Origin of the sequence: Knoellia flava TL1 (assembly GCF_000768675.1) — a bacterium.
Taxonomy (GTDB): Bacteria; Actinomycetota; Actinomycetes; order Actinomycetales; family Dermatophilaceae; genus Knoellia; species Knoellia flava.
On record NZ_AVPI01000030.1, the window covers coordinates 20,460 to 37,736 of the forward strand.

Genomic DNA, 17,277 nt, shown 5'->3' on the forward strand with positions numbered 1-17,277 from the left:
CGATGAAGGAGCGCGTGCTCGTCCTCGACGGCGCGATGGGCACGATGATCCAGCGTGAGGGACTGTCCGAGGAGGACTACCGGGGTGAGCGGTTCGCCGACTGGCCCAGCGACCTCCGGGGCAACAACGACCTGCTGAGCCTCACCAACCCCGGCATCATCGAGGGCATCCACCGCGCCTACCTCGACGCCGGGGCCGACCTCGTCGAGACGAACACCTTCAACGCCCAGCGCATCTCGCTGGCGGACTACGACATGGCCGACCTCGCCTACGAGATCAACGTCGCGGCGGCGCGCCTGGCTCGCCGGGCCTGTGACGCCGTCGCCGAGGAGACCGGCCGTCCGCGCTGGGTCATGGGCGCGCTCGGCCCGACGACGCGCACCGCGTCGATCTCGCCCGACGTCAACGACCCGGGCGCCCGCAACATCACCTTCGACGAGCTCGTCGAGGCCTACCTCGAGCAGGCACGCGGACTCGTCGACGGCGGCGCCGACGCCCTGCTCGTCGAGACGATCTTCGACACCCTCAACGCCAAGGCGGCGATCTTCGCCCTCGAGACCCTCTTCGACGAGCTGGGCCGTCGCTGGCCGGTCCTCATCTCCGGCACGATCACCGACGCGTCGGGCCGCACCCTCTCCGGCCAGGTCACCGAGGCGTTCTGGAACTCGGTGCGCCACGCCCGGCCGCTCGTCGTCGGGCTCAACTGCGCCCTGGGCGCCGACGAGCTGCGCCCCTACATCGCCGAGCTGTCTCGGATCGCCGACTGCTTCGTGTCGGCCTACCCCAACGCCGGCCTGCCCAACGCGTTCGGTGAGTACGACGAGACCCCCGACCAGATGTCCTCCGTGGTCGGCGAGTTCGCGTCGAGCGGCCTCGTCAACATCCTCGGTGGCTGCTGCGGCACGACGCCCGAGCACATCGGCGCCATCGCCGACGCGGCCTCCAAGGGCACGCCCCGCACCCCCGCCGAGGTGCCCGGTGCGCTGCGGCTGAGCGGCCTCGAGCCGCTCACCGTCGAGGAGGACTCGCTCTTCGTCAACGTCGGCGAGCGCACCAACATCACCGGCTCGGCACGGTTCCGCCGCCTCATCAAGGAGGAGGACTACCCCACCGCCCTGTCCGTCGCCCGCCAGCAGGTCGAGGCCGGCGCCCAGGTCATCGACATCAACATGGACGAGGGGATGATCGACGGCGTCGCCGCGATGGACCGCTTCGTCAAGCTCGTCGCGAGCGAGCCCGACATCTGCCGCGTGCCGCTCATGATCGACTCGAGCAAGTGGGAGGTCATCGAGACCGGCCTCAAGTGCTCGCAGGGCAAGGCGATCGTCAACTCGATCTCGATGAAGGAGGGCGTCGAGCCCTTCCTCGAGCAGGCCCGCCTCTGCCGCAAGTACGGCGCGGCCGTCGTCGTCATGGCCTTCGACGAGGAGGGTCAGGCCGACTCGCTCGAGCGCCGCAAGGAGATCTGCCAGCGCGCCTACGACCTGCTGACCCAGGAGGTCGGCATGGACCCGCACGACATCATCTTCGACCCCAACATCTTCGCGGTGGCGACGGGCATCGAGGAGCACGCGGCATACGGCACCGACTTCATCGAGGCGACCCGGTGGATCAAGCAGAACCTGCCGGGCGCGCTCGTCTCCGGTGGCGTGTCCAACGTGTCGTTCTCCTTCCGCGGCAACAACCCTGTCCGCGAGGCGATCCACGCCGTCTTCCTCTACCACGCCATCGCCGCCGGCATGGACATGGGGATCGTCAACGCGGGGGCGCTCGTCGTCCTCGACGAGGTCGACCCCGAGCTGCGCGAGCGGATCGAGGACGTCGTCCTCAACCGCCGACCCGACTCCACCGAGCGGCTCCTCGAGATCGCCGACCGGTTCAACACCGCCGGCGAGGCCGCTCCTGAGGTGGCCCAGTCGGAGTGGCGGGGCCAGCCGGTGCGCGACCGGATCACGCACTCCCTCGTCAAGGGCATCGACGACTTCGTCGTCGACGACACCGAGGAGCTCCGGCAGGAGATCGAGGCCGCAGGCGGCAAGCCCATCGAGGTCATCGAGGGTCCGCTCATGGACGGGATGGGTGTCGTCGGCGACCTCTTCGGCGCCGGCAAGATGTTCCTCCCGCAGGTCGTGAAGTCGGCCCGCGTCATGAAGAAGGCCGTCGCCCACCTCATCCCCTACATCGAGGCGGAGAAGCAGAAGTCCGGCGTCGCCACGCAGAACAGCAAGGGCCTCATCGTCATGGCCACCGTGAAGGGCGACGTCCACGACATCGGCAAGAACATCGTCGGGGTCGTCCTCCAGTGCAACAACTACGACGTCATCGACCTCGGCGTCATGGTCCCGGCCCAGAAGATCCTCGACACGGCCAAGGAGAAGGGCGCCGACGTCATCGGCCTCTCCGGGCTCATCACCCCCTCGCTCGACGAGATGGTGCGCGTGGCCGGTGAGATGGAGCGCCAGGGGTTCGACATCCCGCTGCTCATCGGCGGCGCCACGACGTCGCGTGCGCACACCGCGGTCAAGGTGGACGGCCAGTACGCCGGGCCCGTCGTGTGGGTCAAGGACGCCTCACGCTCGGTGACCGTCGTGAGCCAGCTGCTCTCCGACGCCCAGCGCGAGCCCTACCTGGCCACCGTCAAGGCCGACTACGACTCGATGCGGGCGCGGCACGCGGCCAAGGGCACGGAGCGTCCCCTCGTCTCCATCGACGCCGCCCGCAAGGCGCGCACCCCCGTCGACTGGACGGCATACCGGCCGTTCCGACCCCACCTCCTGGCGCAGCAGAGCAAGGACGTGTGGTCGGGCCGCACCGACACGCACTGGCACCGGGCGGCGGCGCAGTTCACGCGCGTCTTCGCCGACTACTCGATCGAGGAGCTGCGTCGCTACATCGACTGGACGCCGTTCTTCCAGACGTGGGAGATGAAGGGGCGCTACCCCGACATCCTGTCGAACCCGGCCACCGGTGAGGCCGCCCGCCGTCTCTTCGACGACGCCAACGCGATGCTCGACCGGATCATCGAGGGCAGGTGGCTCACCGCCAGCGGGGTCGTCGGCCTCTTCCCGGCCAACGCCGTCGGCGACGACATCGAGGTCTACGCCGACGAGTCGCGCGAGACCGTGCTCACGACGATCTACGGTCTGCGCCAGCAGGGCCAGCACCGCGAGGGCGTGCCCAACCGGTGCCTGTCCGACTTCGTCGCGCCCAAGGAGACCGGCATCCGCGACCACGTCGGCGCCTTCGCCGTCACGGCCGGCCTCGGCGCCCACGACCGCATCATGGCGTTCAAGGAGGAGCTCGACGACTACAGCGCGATCCTCCTCGAGGCGCTCGCCGACCGGCTCGCCGAGGCGTTCGCCGAGCGGATGCACGAGCGGGTCCGCCGTGAGCTCTGGGGCCACGCGGGCGCCGAGCACCTCACCAACGAGGAGCTCATCGCCGAGAAGTACACCGGCATCCGTCCCGCCCCCGGCTACCCCGCCTGCCCGGACCACACCGAGAAGGAGACGATCTTCTCGCTGCTCCAGGCGCGCGAACGGGTCGGCATGGACCTCACCGAGTCGATGGCGATGACGCCGGGCGCCTCGGTGAGCGGCTGGTACTTCGCCCACCCGCAGAGCCAGTACTTCGTCGTCGGCCGCCTCGGTCGCGACCAGGTCGAGGACTACGCCGAGCGCAAGGGCTGGAGCCTGGCCGAGGCAGAGCGCTGGCTCGCGCCGAACCTCGGCTACCAGCCCGAGGACTGACACAGGCGCTCGTATGCCGTCCCGGCACCTCGCCGGGGCGGCTCGGGGTCCGTGCGGGTCTCGGCTGCGTCAGCGCTCAGGCGTCGACGTCGTCCAGCTGCGCGATGACCTCCTCGAGGAGGCGGGCGAGCTCACCGCGCTCCTCGGCGTCGAGACCGCGCAGCACGTCGCTCTCGACGACGTCTGACTCACGGATCGACGAGGTGAAGAGCTCCCAGCCGTCGGCGGTGAGCGAGACGAGGGTGCGGGTGCGGTTGTCGGCATCCGGTCGGCGGGCGACGAGGCCGCGCTGCACCATCTTGTCGAGACGGTGGGTCATCGACGAGGGCGCGACGCTCGTCAGCTCGGCGAGCTGGCTCGGGGTGAGGCAGTCCTCCCCGGCACGGGCGAGCGAGGCGACGACGGCCCACTCCCCCTGGGTGAGGTCGAGGTCGGCGAGCTGGCGGGCGTACCACTGGTCGAGCTTCTTCGTCACGCCGTAGAGCGCGGTGATGACGCGCTGCACGGACTCCTCGCCACCAGCGGCGACGTAGGCCGCGACGGCGTCCCGGTGCTGCTGCGCTGCGGACCTCGGTCGTCGGGGCATATCCCGATTGTCGCACGCGTTCTTCGAATGCTAACCTTTCGAAATCGAACGTTCGGGTTCGAACTCTTCGGCATCGAAGCCGATGGAAGGTCCCGGTCCGGTGCGGTCGGGGTCTGTCTCCTGCCACACACCGGAAAGGTGGAACTTCGTCGTGCGCGCCAAGCTGCTCGTCCTCGCCTCGTCCATCGGCATGCTCGGGTGGGGTGCCGTCCTGCCCTTCCAGTACGCCTATGCCGCAGACACCCGAGGGTGGGGGGCGTTGGCCGCGGCCGCCGCATCGTCGCTGTTCTCGGTCGGGGCGCTCGTGGCGGCCCCGGTCGCGGGACGGCTGAGCGACCGGTTCGACCCGGTGGCGGTCGCCGTGCTGGCGCAGCTCCTCGGCGCGCTGGGTGTGGGCGCCCTCGTCCTCGCCGACTCCCCCTCGGCCTTCCTCGCGGGGATGTTCGTCTTCGGGCTCGGCCTCACCGCCGCCGTCCCGGCCAAGCAGGTCCTCGTGCTCCGCTGGGTCGACAGCGCGGACCGACGCAAGGTCTTCGCCTACAAGTTCACCGGTGAGGCCCTCGGCATGGCGGCCGGCGCCTACATCGCCGGGCACCTCGTCGACCTGCGCCAGCCGCAGGGTCTCGACTTCGGCTTCCTCACGGCCTCCGCCGGGTTCGTCATCTCCTCGCTCCTCATCGGCCTCGCCGGACGTGGTGCGGGCATCCACCCGGGTGCCGACCTCGTCACCGACGTGCACGCGCCGTCGAGCCCGCGGGAGTCGCTGCGCCTCATCTTCGCGAACCCGGCGCTGCGCTGGACCGCCGTCGTCACCGTGACCCTCGCGCTCGGGTTCTACGCGCAGTTCGAGTCCGGTCTCCCGGCCTACGGCCTCACCGTGCTCGACATCGACACGGCCGCCATCGGCACCGCCGCGGCCGTCAACGCGGTCGTCGTCGTCGCGCTGCAGGTCCTCGTCGTCCGGCTCACCGCCCACCGCAGCGCGCCCACGCTGCTCATGGCCGTCGGCGCGATCTGGGTGCTGTCCTGGCTCGTCCTGTCGTCGGCCCAGTTCGCGCCCGGCGTCGCCTCGGCGATGTTCGTCACGACCTTCGGCATCTTCGCCGTCGGCGAGACGATGTACAGCCCCGTCCTCAACCCGCTCACCGCGTCGCTGGCCCCGGCCGGCATGGTCGGCCAGACGCTGGGCATCTTCGGCGCCCTCCAGACGACCTTCTCGGCCGTCGGCCCGCTCGTCGCGGGTGCCCTTCTCGGCGCCGGCTTCGCGAACGGCTTCCTCGGGCTGCACCTCGCGATCAGCCTCCTCGCCGTGTATGCCGCGTGGCGCCTGCGCGGGGCCATGCGGCGAGCATCCACGCCGGCGGCCCCCGGTGCGCGGTCCGGTTCCGACGAGGCGGTCCTCGCAGCCTGAGGCGACCGGACGGCATACGGCCGCTTGCGTCCGCCACTCTGGTGGCCAGGTCGGCATCCTGCCGGACGCAAGGGGTATGCCGTCCGCTCACCAACGCTTGTGTCCGCAACTGTGGTGGCCAGGCCGGCATCCTGCCGGACGCAAGGGGTATGCCGTCCGCTCACCAACGCTTGTGTCCGCCACTGTGGTGGCCAGGCCGGCATCCTGCCGGACGCAAGGGCGCACGGCCGGTGAGGTGCGTCGGGGTGTCGGCGGGACGGCATACGGTGTGGTCCATGGTTCCCGCCCTGTCCCCGAGCCGCGCAGCGGACTTCAAGCAGTGCCCGCTGCTCTTCCGGTTCCGGACGATCGACAAGCTCGACGGGCCCCCCTCGCCCGCCGCGGCCCGCGGGACCCTGGTCCACGAGGTGCTCGAGCACCTCTTCGAGCTGCCGGCTGCGGAGCGCACGCCCGAGGCCGCCCTCTCGCTGCTGCAGCCCCGGTGGGCCAGCCTCGTCGAGGAGCGCCCCGAGCTCGCGACGATGATCGAGGACGACGAGACGCTCGACGAGGACGGCTGGTTCGCCGCCGCCGGCGCGCTCGTCGAGCGCTGGTTCACCCTCGAGAACCCGCAGTGGTTGGAGCCCGCCGAGCGCGAGCTCTACGTCGAGACCGAGGTGGAGGGCCTGACGCTGCGTGGCTACGTCGACCGTCTCGACATCGCTCCCGACGGCGCGATGCGGGTCGTCGACTACAAGACCGGGCGTTCGCCGCGCGAGGCGTTCGAGGGCAAGGCGCTCTTCCAGATGAAGTTCTACGCGCTCGTGCTCTGGCGCCAGCGTGGGGTCATCCCCAAGCAGCTCCAGCTCGTCTACCTCGGCAACGGCGAGATCGTCCGCTACGAGCCCGACGAGCACGACCTTCTCGGTCTCGAGCGCAACGTCCGCGCCGTGTGGGAGGCGATCGTCCGCGCCAGCGAGACCGGCGACTGGCGCCCGCGCACGTCCCGGCTGTGCGACTGGTGCGACTTCAAGGAGCTGTGCCCCGAGTGGGGCGGCACTCCCCCGCCGCTACCCGCCGACGCCGGACGTCTCGTCCTCGACCCGAGCGTCACGGGCGAGGCGCTCGTCGGCGACGACTGACACGAGGTCGTCCGGGGCCAGCCCACGCAGGCTCGGCAGCTGGACCGCCCCGCGCGTGACCGGCACCGGCACGACGTGCGGCACGGCGATCGTCGGGACACCCGCGGCGACGGCCGAGCGGACGCCTGTCGGCGAGTCCTCGATCGCGATGCAGTCGCGGGCGTCGACCCCGAGCATCCTCGCGGCCGCGTGATAGGGCTCCGGGTGCGGCTTGCCGTGCTCGACCTCGTCGCCGGTGACGACCGCGGCGAACGTGTCATCCGGCAGTGCCTCGACGACCGCACCCGCGAGCGAGCGCCACGACATCGTCACGAGTGCGTTCGGCACGCCCGCCTCGAGCAGCGCGGCGAGGAGCTCACGAGCACCCGGACGCCACGGGACGTGCTCGCGGACCTGCGCGGTCACCCTGACGAGGAGCTCCTCGATGATCCGCTCCGGCTCCCACGTGATCGGGGAGTTGTCGCGGATGAACTCGGCGCTCACCATGAGGTCGTTGCCGACGAGCTGGTGGGCGAACTCGTCGGACCACACGCCCCCGTGCTCCTCGACGATGGCGTGCTCGGCCGCGATCCAGTAGGGCTCGGTGTCGACGAGGGTCCCGTCCATGTCCCAGAGAACTGCGGCAGGCAACGTCATGCGTGGAGTCTACGAATAGGGTGGAGGCGTACCCACGAGGAGGATGCGTTGATCGAGCTCGACGACCTGCCCGACCTGGAGAACGCCGTGATGATTGCGGCCTTCGAGGGCTGGAACGACGCCGGCGAGGCGGCGACCGGTGTCATCGAGCACCTCGCCGAGCTGTGGGGTGCCGAGCCGGTCGCCGCGCTCGACCCCGAGGACTACTACGACTTCCAGGTCAACCGGCCGCGGGTCGTCGTCGAGAACGGCCGCCGGCGGATCAGCTGGCGGACGACGCGCGTCCTCGTCGCGACCGACACGCCCATCGGCCGCGACGTCGTCCTCGTCCAGGGCGTCGAGCCGTCCTTCCGCTGGCGCGCCTTCGCGATCGAGCTCATGGAGCTCGCTCAGGCCACCGACGTCACGACCGTCATCACGCTGGGCGCCCTGCTCGCCGACGTTGCGCACACCCGGCCGATCCAGGTGACGGCCACGTCCGACAACGAGGACACGCGCCACCGTCACGACATCGAGTCGAGCACGTATGAGGGCCCCACCGGCATCGTCGGCGTCCTCGCCGACGCCGCGGTGCAGGTCGGGGTCAGCTCGATCTCGATCTGGGCCGCCGTGCCGCACTACGCCCACCACACGCCCTCCCCCAAGGCGACCCGCGCCATCGTGTCGTGCCTCGAGGACCTGCTCGACGCGCCGATCCAGCACGGCAGCCTCGACGAGGACGCCCGCGCCTGGGAGAACGGGCTCGACGCACTCGCGTCCGAGGACGCCGAGGTGGCCGAGTACGTCGAGTCGCTCGAGGACGCGCAGGACACCGCCGAGCTCCCCGAGGCGAGCGGCGACGCCATCGCCAAGGAGTTCGAGCGCTACCTCCGCAAGCGCGGCACCGAGGACTGAGCCGCCGGCCGAGCTGCCGGCCGAGCTGCCGGCACGGCCTCAGACGCGGACGCCGAGGAGGGCGTCGAGGGCGCGCGCGAGCACGCCCGGCGCCCCGGCGTCGTCACCCCCCAAGGTCAGGGTGTGGTCGACCCACGCGTCGACCGCGGCGAGGGCGGCCGGCGCGTCGAGGTCGTCGGCCAGCGCCGCCCGCACTGCCGCCACGGCGTGGTCGGACGACCCGGCGGCGTTGACCGAGAGGGCCTCACGCCAGCGTGCGAGCCGGGCCTGCGCGGCGCGCAGCAGCTCGTCGGTGTAGTCCCAGTCGCTGCGGTAGTGCTGGGCGAGGAGGACGAGCCGGATCGCCATCGGGTCCACGCCGTCCTCCCGCAGCCGGGAGACGAGCACGAGGTTGCCGCGGGACTTGCTCATCTTGTGCCCGTCGAGCCCGACCATGCCGGCGTGGGCGTGGATGGCGGCGTAGTCGTGGACACCGACCGCGCTCGCCTGCGCCACCGTCATCTCGTGGTGCGGGAAGATGAGGTCCGACCCGCCGCCGTTGACGTCCATCGGCACACCGAGGCGGTCGAGCGCGATGGCCGTGCACTCGACGTGCCAGCCCGGGCGCCCCGCGGGCAGCCCCTCGAACTCCCACGACGGCTCGCCCTCGCGGGCCGCGCGCCAGAGCAGCGGGTCGAGCGCGTCGCGCTTGCCCGGGCGGTCGGGGTCGCCGCCGCGCTCGGCGAAGACCTCGAGCATCTGCTCCCTCGTCCAGCCGGAGACCGAGCCGAAGTCGCGCACCTGCGCGAGGTCGACGTAGAGGTCCGGTCCGGTCGCCTCGTCGGACGCCACCTCGTATGCCGTCCCGCTCTCGACCGTGCGCCGCACGAGGGCCGCGATGGTCGGCATCGCCTCGACGACGCCGACGTAGTCCTGCGGCGGGATGACCTGGAGGGCGGTCATGTCCTCGCGGAAGAGGTCGCCCTCGGCGGCCGCGAGGTCGCGCCAGTCGATGCCGTCACGCTCGGCCCGCTCGAGCAGCGGGTCGTCGACGTCGGTGACGTTCTGCGTGTAGTGCACGTCGTGTCCGTTGTCGCGCAGGACCCGGCCGACGAGGTCGAAGGCGACATAGGTCGCGGCGTGGCCCAGGTGGGTGGCGTCGTAGGGGGTGATGCCGCAGACGTAGAGGCGGGCCACCGGCCCGGGAGTGACCTCGCGCAGCTCCCCCGAGCTCGTGTCGTGGAGCCGGAGCGGCTCTCCGTGTCCGGGAATGGCGGGCAGGAACGGGGTGGGCCACGAGATCACGGGGGAAGCCTACGGCGGCCGCTCACATCGCCGGCCACGGGATGGCCGGCCAGCCCGGGGTCGGCAGCGGGTGGAGCCCGGTGGCGAGCAGTCGCTCGGCCCGCCGCCGCAGCGCGTCGACCTCGTCGGCGGTGAGGTGCTCGGTGAGCTCGGCACGCAGGGTGCCCTCGGCGAGGGCCTCCCGCACGCGCTCCACCCGCTCGAGGTCCGCGGGGTCGCACGGCTCCCCAGCCCAGCCCCACAGGACCGTGCGCAGCTTCGGTTCGACCCCGAGACTCACACCGTGGTCGACGCCCCACAGCCCGCCCCCGACGACGAGCAGGTGGCCGCCCTTGCGGTCGGAGTTGTTGATGAGCGCGTCGAAGACCGCTGCCGTGCGCAGGCGGGCGTCGTCTGCGTGGGCGACGACGACCTCCTCACCGTCGGGCGTCTCCCCCCTCAGCACCTCGCGCCAGCCATCGGGCACGGCGTCGGGAGCGAGGACGTCGACGACGAGGTCGGGCGCGACGTCCGGTCGGCCCATCCACTCCTGCGTCGACGCGGTCCCCCAGGGCCCGTCATGCAGGACGGTCGTGGGGACGACCCCGAAGCGCCCGGCCTCGCTGACGACGTATGCCGCCCGCTCCCGTCCCGCGAGGGTGCCGTCGGGGTAGTCCCAGAGCGGCCGCTCGAGGGCGACCGGCTTGTGGATGGCGAGCCGGGACTCTCCGTCGAGGCTGACGCGCACGAGGACGGCGCCGTTGGACGAGTCGACGATCCGGCCCAGGAGCTCGACCTCGCCCTCGGCGAGCAGGTGCTCGACGTCGGCGGCCACGGCCCTAGCGCTTGTAGCCGTTGGCCCGGGGGCAGATGTGCCCCTCGGCGTCGAGGGGCTGCCCGCAGAAGGGGCAGGGAGGTCGACCGGCGGCGACGATCGCCTGGCAGCGGCGGGCGAAGGCGCGCGCCGTGGTGGCGTCGAGGACGACCCGCACGCTGTCCGAGGGAGACTCCTCCTCGGGGTCGCGGTCATGGCACTCGATGACGACGGCCGAGCGGTCCTCGTCCCACGCGAGGCTCACGGTGTCGACCCGGAACTCGTCCTCGATGGGCGTCTCGAGGGCCTCGGTGTCGACGTGGTGCTCGGCGACGGCGTCCGAGCCCTCCGGGCCGCCGACGGAGTCGAGGAGGTCGACGATGCGGTCGGCGAGGATGCCGACCTGGACCTTCTCGATGGACACGGACACGAGCCGGCCCTGGCCACGCGCCTGGAGGAAGAAGGTGCGGCCTCCGGGTGGACCGACGGTGCCGGCGACGAACCGCTCCGGCGGGTCGAAGTCACTGAACGCCATGCGCGCAGACTAACCCGAGAAGCCCCAGGGCATCTCGAGGCGGTGGGTCCGCAGCAGGTCGGCGTCGCCCAGCAGGTCCTTGGTGCCACCGTCGGCGGCGACGACCCCGTCGGAGAGCACGACGGCACGCTCGCAGAGCTGCAGGGCGAGGGGCAGGTCGTGGGTGACCATGAGCACGGTGACCTCGAGCGACTCGACGAGCTCGACGAGCTCCCGGCGCGAGGCCGGGTCGAGGTTCGATGACGGTTCGTCGAGGACGAGGATCTCTGGCTCCATCGCGAGGACCGTGGCGATGGCCACGCGCCGCCGCTGTCCGAAGGAGAGGTGGTGCGGGGCGCGTCCGGCGAGGTCCTGCATCCCCACGGCGACCAGCGCGCGGTCGACCCGGGCGTCGAGCTCGTCACCGCGCAGGCCGAGGTTGGCGGGACCGAAGGCGACGTCGTCGCGCACCGTCGGCATGAAGAGCTGGTCGTCCGGGTCCTGGAAGACGATGCCGACCCGACGGCGGACCTCGAGGAGGTTCTCGCGCCTGACGGGCAGGCCGGACACCGACACCGAGCCGGCGCCCGCCTCGAGGATGCCGTTGAGGTGGAGGACGAGCGTCGTCTTGCCGGCACCGTTGGGTCCGAGCAGGGCGACCCGCTCCCCGCGGTGCACGTGGAGGTCGACGCCGAAGAGGGCCTGGTGGCCGTCAGGGTAGGCGAACGCGAGGCCCCGGACGTCGAGGACGGGGGTGCTCATCCGGCATACCCGACGACGAGGGTAACGGTCGCGACCACGGCGGGCAGGAGCGCACGCGCCCAGTCGGCGGCGTCGGCGCGCAGGGGGTCCGTCACCGGCATGCGACCGGAGTAGCCGCGCGACAGCATCGCGAGGTGGACGCGTTCGCCGCGCTCGTAGCTGCGGATGAAGAGCGATCCGGCGCTCGACGCGAGGACCGGCCACGAGCCGAGGGAACGGGGGCGGAAGGCGCGCGAGTCCCGGGCGACCTTCATCCGCTGGGCCTGCGATCCGACGACACCGAGGTATCTGACCATGAAGGCGAGGATCTGGACGAGGCGGTCCGGCACGCGCAGGTGCTGGAGGGCGCGGACGAGGTCCCGGCTCGACGTCGTCGTCGCGAAGGCGATGGCCATGAGCACACTCGTCGTGGCCGTGACGAGCAGGGCCAGGCCGGCGTCGAGGCCGTCCCGCGAGACGGTGAGGGGGCCGAGCGTCCGACGTGGGCCGGTGGCGATGAACGGCAGCAGCAGGGCGAAGACGACGAAGGGCACCTCGACGACGAGCCGGCCGAGGACGTGACGCGCCGGGACGCGGGTCGCGGCGACGACCCCGAGCGCCACCAGGAGCATCGTCAGGCGCAACAGGTGCGCCTCGCGCGGCAGCGCGACGACGAGGAGGACGAAGACGACGAGGCCGACGAGCTTGGTGTGCGCCGGGAGCCGGTGCACTGGCGAGTCGCCCTCGACGTGGAGGTGCGACCCGTGACCGGAGCCCACGTCAGTCGTCGGAACCGCGGCGACGCAACAGGTGCATGAGCCCGAAGGCGATGACCGCCACGACGACGACGCCGACGAGCCCGGCGAGCCCGCCCGACAGTCGTGGGCTCTCGACGCCGGAGGTGCCGTAGTCGGCGAAGGGCGATCCGGCGGTGCCGTGCTCGGTGGCCGAGTCGAGAAAGCCCAGGGTCTCGGCGACGTGCTCGAGGCCGTCGGGGTGACCCGAGGCCCAGGCCGAGACCACACCGGCGAGGAGGGCGCAGACGACGAGGCCGGCGACGACGAGGCGCGCGGTCGACACGCGGGCGCGGGGGGCGGGCGTGCTCATGCGGGGGCTCCTGTGCGGATCTCGAGCTCGTGGCGGGCCGCGAGGTCACGCGCGCCGTGCACGAGGTCGGGCCGGGTGGCGATGATGCTGCCGACGGCGAGGCAGGTGATCGCTCCCTCTCCGAGGCCGATGAGGGTGTGCCAGCCCAGCATCGCCGCGGTGAGCTCGGCGAGCGGGATCGGCGCGTGCCCGCCGACGGCATACAGGGCCGTGAACGTGAGCGCCGCGACCGGGACGGAGACCACGGCAGCGACCCCGGCGAGGGCGGGCACGACGCCCACCCCGGTCGGGCGCACGAGGCGGCGCAGGCCGACGAAGACGAGCCAGCCGGTCCAGACCCCGACCACCGCCATGAGGACGACGTTGGTGCCGAGCGCGGTGATGCCACCGTCGGCGAAGAGAAGGCTCTGGACGGCGAGCACGACGGTGAGGCAGAGCGTCGCCGTCCACGGACCCACGAGGACCGCGGCGAGGGCGCCGCCGAGGAGGTGGCCGGACGTGCCGGCGCCCACGGGGAAGTTGAGCATCTGGGCGGCGAAGACGAAGACGGCGACGAGACCGGCCAGCGGGGCGGTGCGGTCGTCGAGCTCGCGTCGGGCCCGGTTGAGCGCCAGGCCCACGGCACCCGCGGCCACGGCGGCCGTGGCGAGCGACGTGGGGGCGTCGAGGAACCCGTCGGGGACGTGCATGTCGCGCCTTCCTTGTTGCCAAGTGTTTGCAACAAGGACTCTAGCCGGTGCCTCCGCCGACGGTGGCGTCGCCCGGGGGCACGGTCGCCGGGCGGGAGGCGGCGCCCCGGATGGCCTCCCCGGACGAGTTCGTCGCGAGCACCATCGTCCGGTCGCCGGTGCGGCGGATCACCGACACCGACGCGGGGTCGACGTGCACGCGCTGGAGGCCGCCGAGACCGGCGCCCACGGCGTCGGCGATGACCGCCTTGATGGGGTCGCCGTGGCTCACCGCGACCCACACCGCGTCGGGCCCGCGCTCCTGCGTGACCTCGTCGTCGATCCGCCGGATCGCCGCGACCGTCCGCTCGGCCATCTCGGCGAGCGACTCCGAGGCGTAGGCGTCGCTCTCAGGGAAGCGGGCCGAGGCAGGGTCGTCCTGGACCGTGCGCCACAGGGGCTCGGAGGTGAGGTCGGCGAGCCGTCGTCCCGTCCACGCGCCGTAGCGGCACTCCCCCAGGTCCTCGACGACCTCGGCCCTCGCCCCGGGCAGGAGCAGCGCGGCGGTCTCGCGACACCGTTGGAGCGGGCTCGTGACGAGCCGGGCCACGTCGAGGTCGGCGAGACGGTCGGCGACGCGCTGGACGTCGTCTCGTCCTCGGTCCGTGAGGGCGACGCCCTCGGTCCAGCCGGCGAGGACGGCGTCGGCGTTCGCCGTCGAGTGCCCGTGTCGGACGAGCAGGAGCAGAGCCACGGCGCCCACTGTAGGCAACAATTGCGCGCGTGATCATCGACAAGGCGCTCTATCGGAGCGGACGCCGTGACGCGTGCGGCGACCTCAGCGACGAGCTCGAGGCCATCCGGCAGACCGGCTCGGAGACCGACTTCATCTGGATCGGCCTCAAGGACCCGACGATGGACGAGCTCGAGGAGGTCAACGAGGAGCTCGGGCTCGGACTGCACCCTCTCGCCATCGAGGACGCCGTCAAGGGCCGCCAGCGCGCCAAGATCGAGTCCTACGGTCGCGCGGTGTTCGTCGTGCTCAAGACCCTCAGCTACATCGAGGCCACCTCCGACGTCGAGACCGGCGAGCTCATGGTCCACGTCGGCGAGCACTTCGTCCTCACGATCCGCCGCGGCGAGCTGTCACCGCTGGCCGGTGTGCGCCGCGAGCTCGAGGCGGACCGCGAGAAGCTCGCCCTCGGCCCGATGTCGGCGCTGCACGCGATCATGGACCGGGTCGTCGACCAGTACCGCGAGATCGACGTCGAGCTCGCCCGCGACATCGACGAGATCGAGGAGGCGGTCTTCTCCGAGGGGCTCGTCTCCTCCGATGCCATCTACCGCCTCAAGCGGGAGGTGCTCGAGTTCCGCCGCGCGATCACGCCGCTCATCGCTCCGCTGAGGATGCTCCACACCAGCCCGCGCACGGCGCTCCCCCACGACGAGCTGCGACTGCTCTTCCGCGACGTCGACGACCACCTGCACTTCGTCGCCGACCGCGTCGAGTCCTACGACCGACTCCTCAGCGACGTCCTCAGCGCCAACCTCGCAAAGATCTCGGTCCAGCAGAACGCGGACATGCGCAGGATCTCGGCCTGGGTCGCGATCGCCGCCGTGCCGACGATGATCGCCGGGATCTACGGCATGAACTTCGACAACATGCCCGAGCTGCACTGGCACTACGGCTACTTCCTCGTGCTCGGCCTCATGGCCACCGTGTGCGTCGGGCTCTACGCCACCTTCAAGAAGGTGAGCTGGCTCTAGGTCGCGCTGAGCCAGCCCGCGCCGAGCGCGAGGAACATCACCGCACCGAGCACGACGCGGTAGGCGATGAACGAGATGAGCGAGTTGCTCTGGACGAACCTCAGCAGCCACGCGATCGAGGCGTAGGCGACGACGAAGGCGACGACCATGCCGGTGAGGATCGGCCCGACGCCGAGCGCCTTGAGCGCGTCGACGTTGTCGAGGGTCTCGTAGATGCCGGCGCCGGTGAGGGCGGGGATCGCGAGGAAGAAGGAGAGCTCGGTCGAGGTGACGCGGTCGATGCCGCGCATGAGCCCCGCCGAGATCGTCGCGCCGGACCGCGAGACGCCGGGGACGAGCGAGAAGCACTGGACGAGACCGATGACGAGGCCGTCCTTGATCGTCAGTGCGTCCTCGCCACGCTGGTCCCCCGCGGCCTCGAGCACGTCGTGGCGACGCTCGGCGACCCACATCACGGCGCTCCAGAGGATGAGCGCGGCCGCGACGACCCAGAGGCTGCGCAGCGGGCCCGAGATGAGGTCCTTGAGCAGCAGGGCGGTGACGACGACGGGCAGCGACCCGACGATGACCGCCCACGCGAGCTGGTAGTCGTGCTCCCTTCGCGCCTCCGCGCTGCGCAGGCCGGCGACCCAGGCGAGGAAGAGACGGAGGATCTTCTTCCCGAAGTACGTGAACGTCGCGAGGATGGCCCCGATCTGGATCAGTGCCGTGTATGCCGTCACGGCCGGTGCGTCGACCGGCATGCCGAGGAGCTTCTCGGCGATCGTGAGGTGGCCCGTGGACGAGACGGGGAGGTACTCGGTGAGGCCCTCGACGATGCCGAGGACGACGGACTGGAAGTAGCTGAGCTCGACGGCGGGGTCGGCAACGATCACGGTGTGGGGACTTCCTCGGCGTGGGACGGGACGAGCTCGGACATGACGCGCAGGGTGGAGAGCCGCTCCTCGACGGTGAGGGCGAAGGGCGAGACGCCCAGGGTGGTGACGCCGGCCTCGGCGTAGCGGCCGACGCGGCTGCGGATGCGCTCGGGCGGGCCGATGAGGGCGGTGGCGTCGATGAACTCGACCGGGACCGCGGCCGCCGCGTCGCGGTGCTGCCCGGCGAGGAAGAGCTCCTGGACCCGGGCCGCCTCCTCCTCGAAGCCCATCCGGCAGGCGAGCTGGTTGTAGAAGTTCTTCTCCCGCGAGCCCATGCCGCCGATGTAGAGGGCCGAGTAGGCCGCGACGGCCTGCGCGCCCGCCTCGACGTCATCGGTGACGACGACCGGCACGGTCGGCACGATGTCGAACCCGGCCATCGGGTCGTCCTCGGTGCCCTTGCCCGCGGCACGCCGCCCGGTGGCGATCGACCCGAGGATGTCGCCGGAGTGCTCGGGCGAGAAGAAGATCGCGAGCCACCCGTCGGCGATCTCGCCGGCGAGCTCGAGGTTCTTGGGGCCGACGGCTGCGAGGTAGACCGGCACGTGCTTCTGGGTCGGCGCGATCGTCAGCTTGAGGGCCTTGCCGGGACCGTCCGGAAGCGGCAGCGTGAAGTGCTCCCCGGCATACTCCACGCGCTCGCGCGCGAGGGCGCGACGCACGATCTCGACGTACTCGCGCGTGCGGGCCAGCGGCTTGCCGAAGCGGACGCCGTGCCAGCCCTCGCTCACCTGTGGTCCGGAGACACCGAGCCCGAGGCGGAAGCGTCCGCCGGAGAGGTGGTCGAGCGTCGCGGCCGTCATCGCCGTCATCGCCGGGGTGCGGGCGGGGATCTGCATGACCGCGGAGCCGAGCCCGATGTGCTCGGTGCGGGCGCCGATCCACGACAGGAACGTCACGGCGTCGCTGCCGTAGGCCTCGGCGACCCACGCGGAGTCGTAGCCCAGCCGATCGGCCTCGGCGGCCAGGGCGAGCATGTCCTGGCTCGAGGACAGCCCCATGTAGCCGAGGTTCACCGCGAGTCGCATGCGCCAACCGTAGTCGGCGCGAGGTCGTCCGCCGTCACCGAGGGGAACGGTGGAGATCCGT

At 71.6% G+C, this 17,277-nt stretch carries 17 protein-coding genes; 5 read left to right on the top strand and 12 right to left on the bottom strand.

What is annotated here, in order from left to right:
• Positions 1 to 2: 2 nt before the first annotated feature.
• Positions 3 to 3,749 (top strand): methionine synthase, encoded by a 3,747-nt coding sequence (gene metH / locus N798_RS10715; RefSeq protein WP_229708429.1) that lies wholly within the window; start codon positions 3 to 5, stop codon positions 3,747 to 3,749.
• A 76-nt stretch (positions 3,750 to 3,825) separates the two neighbouring features.
• Here the strand turns inward: metH and N798_RS10720 are convergent, their stop codons facing one another.
• Positions 3,826 to 4,335, bottom strand: a complete 510-nt coding sequence (locus N798_RS10720) for a MarR family winged helix-turn-helix transcriptional regulator (RefSeq protein ID WP_035948340.1) — start codon at positions 4,333 to 4,335, stop codon at positions 3,826 to 3,828.
• A 151-nt stretch (positions 4,336 to 4,486) separates the two neighbouring features.
• Here N798_RS10720 and N798_RS10725 point away from each other — a divergent pair, with 151 nt between their 5' ends.
• On the top strand, positions 4,487 to 5,746 hold the full coding sequence (locus tag N798_RS10725) for an MFS transporter (RefSeq protein ID WP_035948342.1): 1,260 nt from the start codon (positions 4,487 to 4,489) through the stop codon (positions 5,744 to 5,746).
• Positions 5,747 to 6,021: 275 nt separating this feature from the next.
• The gene (locus tag N798_RS10730) at positions 6,022 to 6,867 is read left to right on the top strand and encodes a RecB family exonuclease (RefSeq protein ID WP_035948344.1); all 846 of its coding nucleotides are present in this window, start codon (positions 6,022 to 6,024) and stop codon (positions 6,865 to 6,867) included.
• On the opposite strand, the gene N798_RS10735 is transcribed toward N798_RS10730, so the two are convergent.
• On the bottom strand, positions 6,796 to 7,503 hold the full coding sequence (locus N798_RS10735) for an HAD family hydrolase (protein ID WP_035948345.1): 708 nt from the start codon (positions 7,501 to 7,503) through the stop codon (positions 6,796 to 6,798). The two genes, N798_RS10730 and N798_RS10735, sit on opposite strands and share 72 nt — an antisense overlap.
• 48 nt (positions 7,504 to 7,551) lie before the next feature.
• Between N798_RS10735 and N798_RS10740 the strand changes: the two genes are divergently transcribed.
• A complete protein-coding gene (locus N798_RS10740) occupies positions 7,552 to 8,397 on the top strand; it encodes a PAC2 family protein (protein ID WP_035948347.1) in 846 nt (281 codons plus the stop codon).
• 39 nt (positions 8,398 to 8,436) lie between these two features.
• On the opposite strand, the gene mshC is transcribed toward N798_RS10740, so the two are convergent.
• From mshC to N798_RS10780, 8 genes are read right to left on the bottom strand one after another with little or no spacing between them, the layout of a single operon-like run.
• Positions 8,437 to 9,681, bottom strand: coding sequence for a cysteine--1-D-myo-inosityl 2-amino-2-deoxy-alpha-D-glucopyranoside ligase (mshC, locus tag N798_RS10745; protein WP_035948350.1), 1,245 nt, complete (start codon positions 9,679 to 9,681; stop codon positions 8,437 to 8,439).
• Between the two features lie 22 nt (positions 9,682 to 9,703).
• A complete protein-coding gene (locus N798_RS10750) occupies positions 9,704 to 10,495 on the bottom strand; it encodes an SCO1664 family protein (protein ID WP_035948352.1) in 792 nt (263 codons plus the stop codon).
• A 4-nt stretch (positions 10,496 to 10,499) separates the two neighbouring features.
• A complete protein-coding gene (locus N798_RS10755; protein WP_035948354.1) occupies positions 10,500 to 11,009 on the bottom strand; it encodes a DUF3090 domain-containing protein in 510 nt (169 codons plus the stop codon).
• Positions 11,010 to 11,018: 9 nt separating this feature from the next.
• Entirely contained in the window at positions 11,019 to 11,750 is a 732-nt protein-coding gene (locus N798_RS10760; protein ID WP_035948356.1) for an energy-coupling factor ABC transporter ATP-binding protein, read from the bottom strand.
• The gene (gene cbiQ / locus N798_RS10765; RefSeq protein WP_035948358.1) at positions 11,747 to 12,508 is read right to left on the bottom strand and encodes a cobalt ECF transporter T component CbiQ; all 762 of its coding nucleotides are present in this window, start codon (positions 12,506 to 12,508) and stop codon (positions 11,747 to 11,749) included. The genes N798_RS10760 and cbiQ overlap by 4 nt, the downstream gene beginning before the upstream one ends.
• 1 nt (position 12,509) lies before the next feature.
• On the bottom strand, positions 12,510 to 12,836 hold the full coding sequence (locus N798_RS10770) for a PDGLE domain-containing protein (RefSeq protein ID WP_035948360.1): 327 nt from the start codon (positions 12,834 to 12,836) through the stop codon (positions 12,510 to 12,512).
• Positions 12,833 to 13,525 carry an energy-coupling factor ABC transporter permease gene (locus N798_RS10775; RefSeq protein ID WP_035948364.1) on the bottom strand — a complete coding sequence of 231 codons (693 nt, stop codon included), beginning with the start codon at positions 13,523 to 13,525 and terminating at the stop codon, positions 12,833 to 12,835. Before N798_RS10775 ends, N798_RS10770 begins: the two co-directional genes overlap by 4 nt.
• Positions 13,526 to 13,565: 40 nt before the next feature.
• Entirely contained in the window at positions 13,566 to 14,258 is a 693-nt protein-coding gene (locus tag N798_RS10780) for an MSMEG_4193 family putative phosphomutase (RefSeq protein WP_035948396.1), read from the bottom strand.
• A 29-nt stretch (positions 14,259 to 14,287) separates the two neighbouring features.
• Between N798_RS10780 and corA the strand changes: the two genes are divergently transcribed.
• Positions 14,288 to 15,271 carry a magnesium/cobalt transporter CorA gene (gene corA, locus N798_RS10785; RefSeq protein ID WP_035948366.1) on the top strand — a complete coding sequence of 328 codons (984 nt, stop codon included), beginning with the start codon at positions 14,288 to 14,290 and terminating at the stop codon, positions 15,269 to 15,271.
• Here the strand turns inward: corA and N798_RS10790 are convergent.
• Positions 15,268 to 16,146 carry an undecaprenyl-diphosphate phosphatase gene (locus N798_RS10790; protein WP_084100526.1) on the bottom strand — a complete coding sequence of 293 codons (879 nt, stop codon included), beginning with the start codon at positions 16,144 to 16,146 and terminating at the stop codon, positions 15,268 to 15,270. The two genes, corA and N798_RS10790, sit on opposite strands and share 4 nt — an antisense overlap.
• Complete coding sequence (locus N798_RS10795; protein ID WP_035948368.1) at positions 16,143 to 17,216, bottom strand: LLM class F420-dependent oxidoreductase; 1,074 nt, start codon at positions 17,214 to 17,216, stop codon at positions 16,143 to 16,145. The genes N798_RS10790 and N798_RS10795 overlap by 4 nt, the downstream gene beginning before the upstream one ends.
• Positions 17,217 to 17,277: the final 61 nt, after the last annotated feature.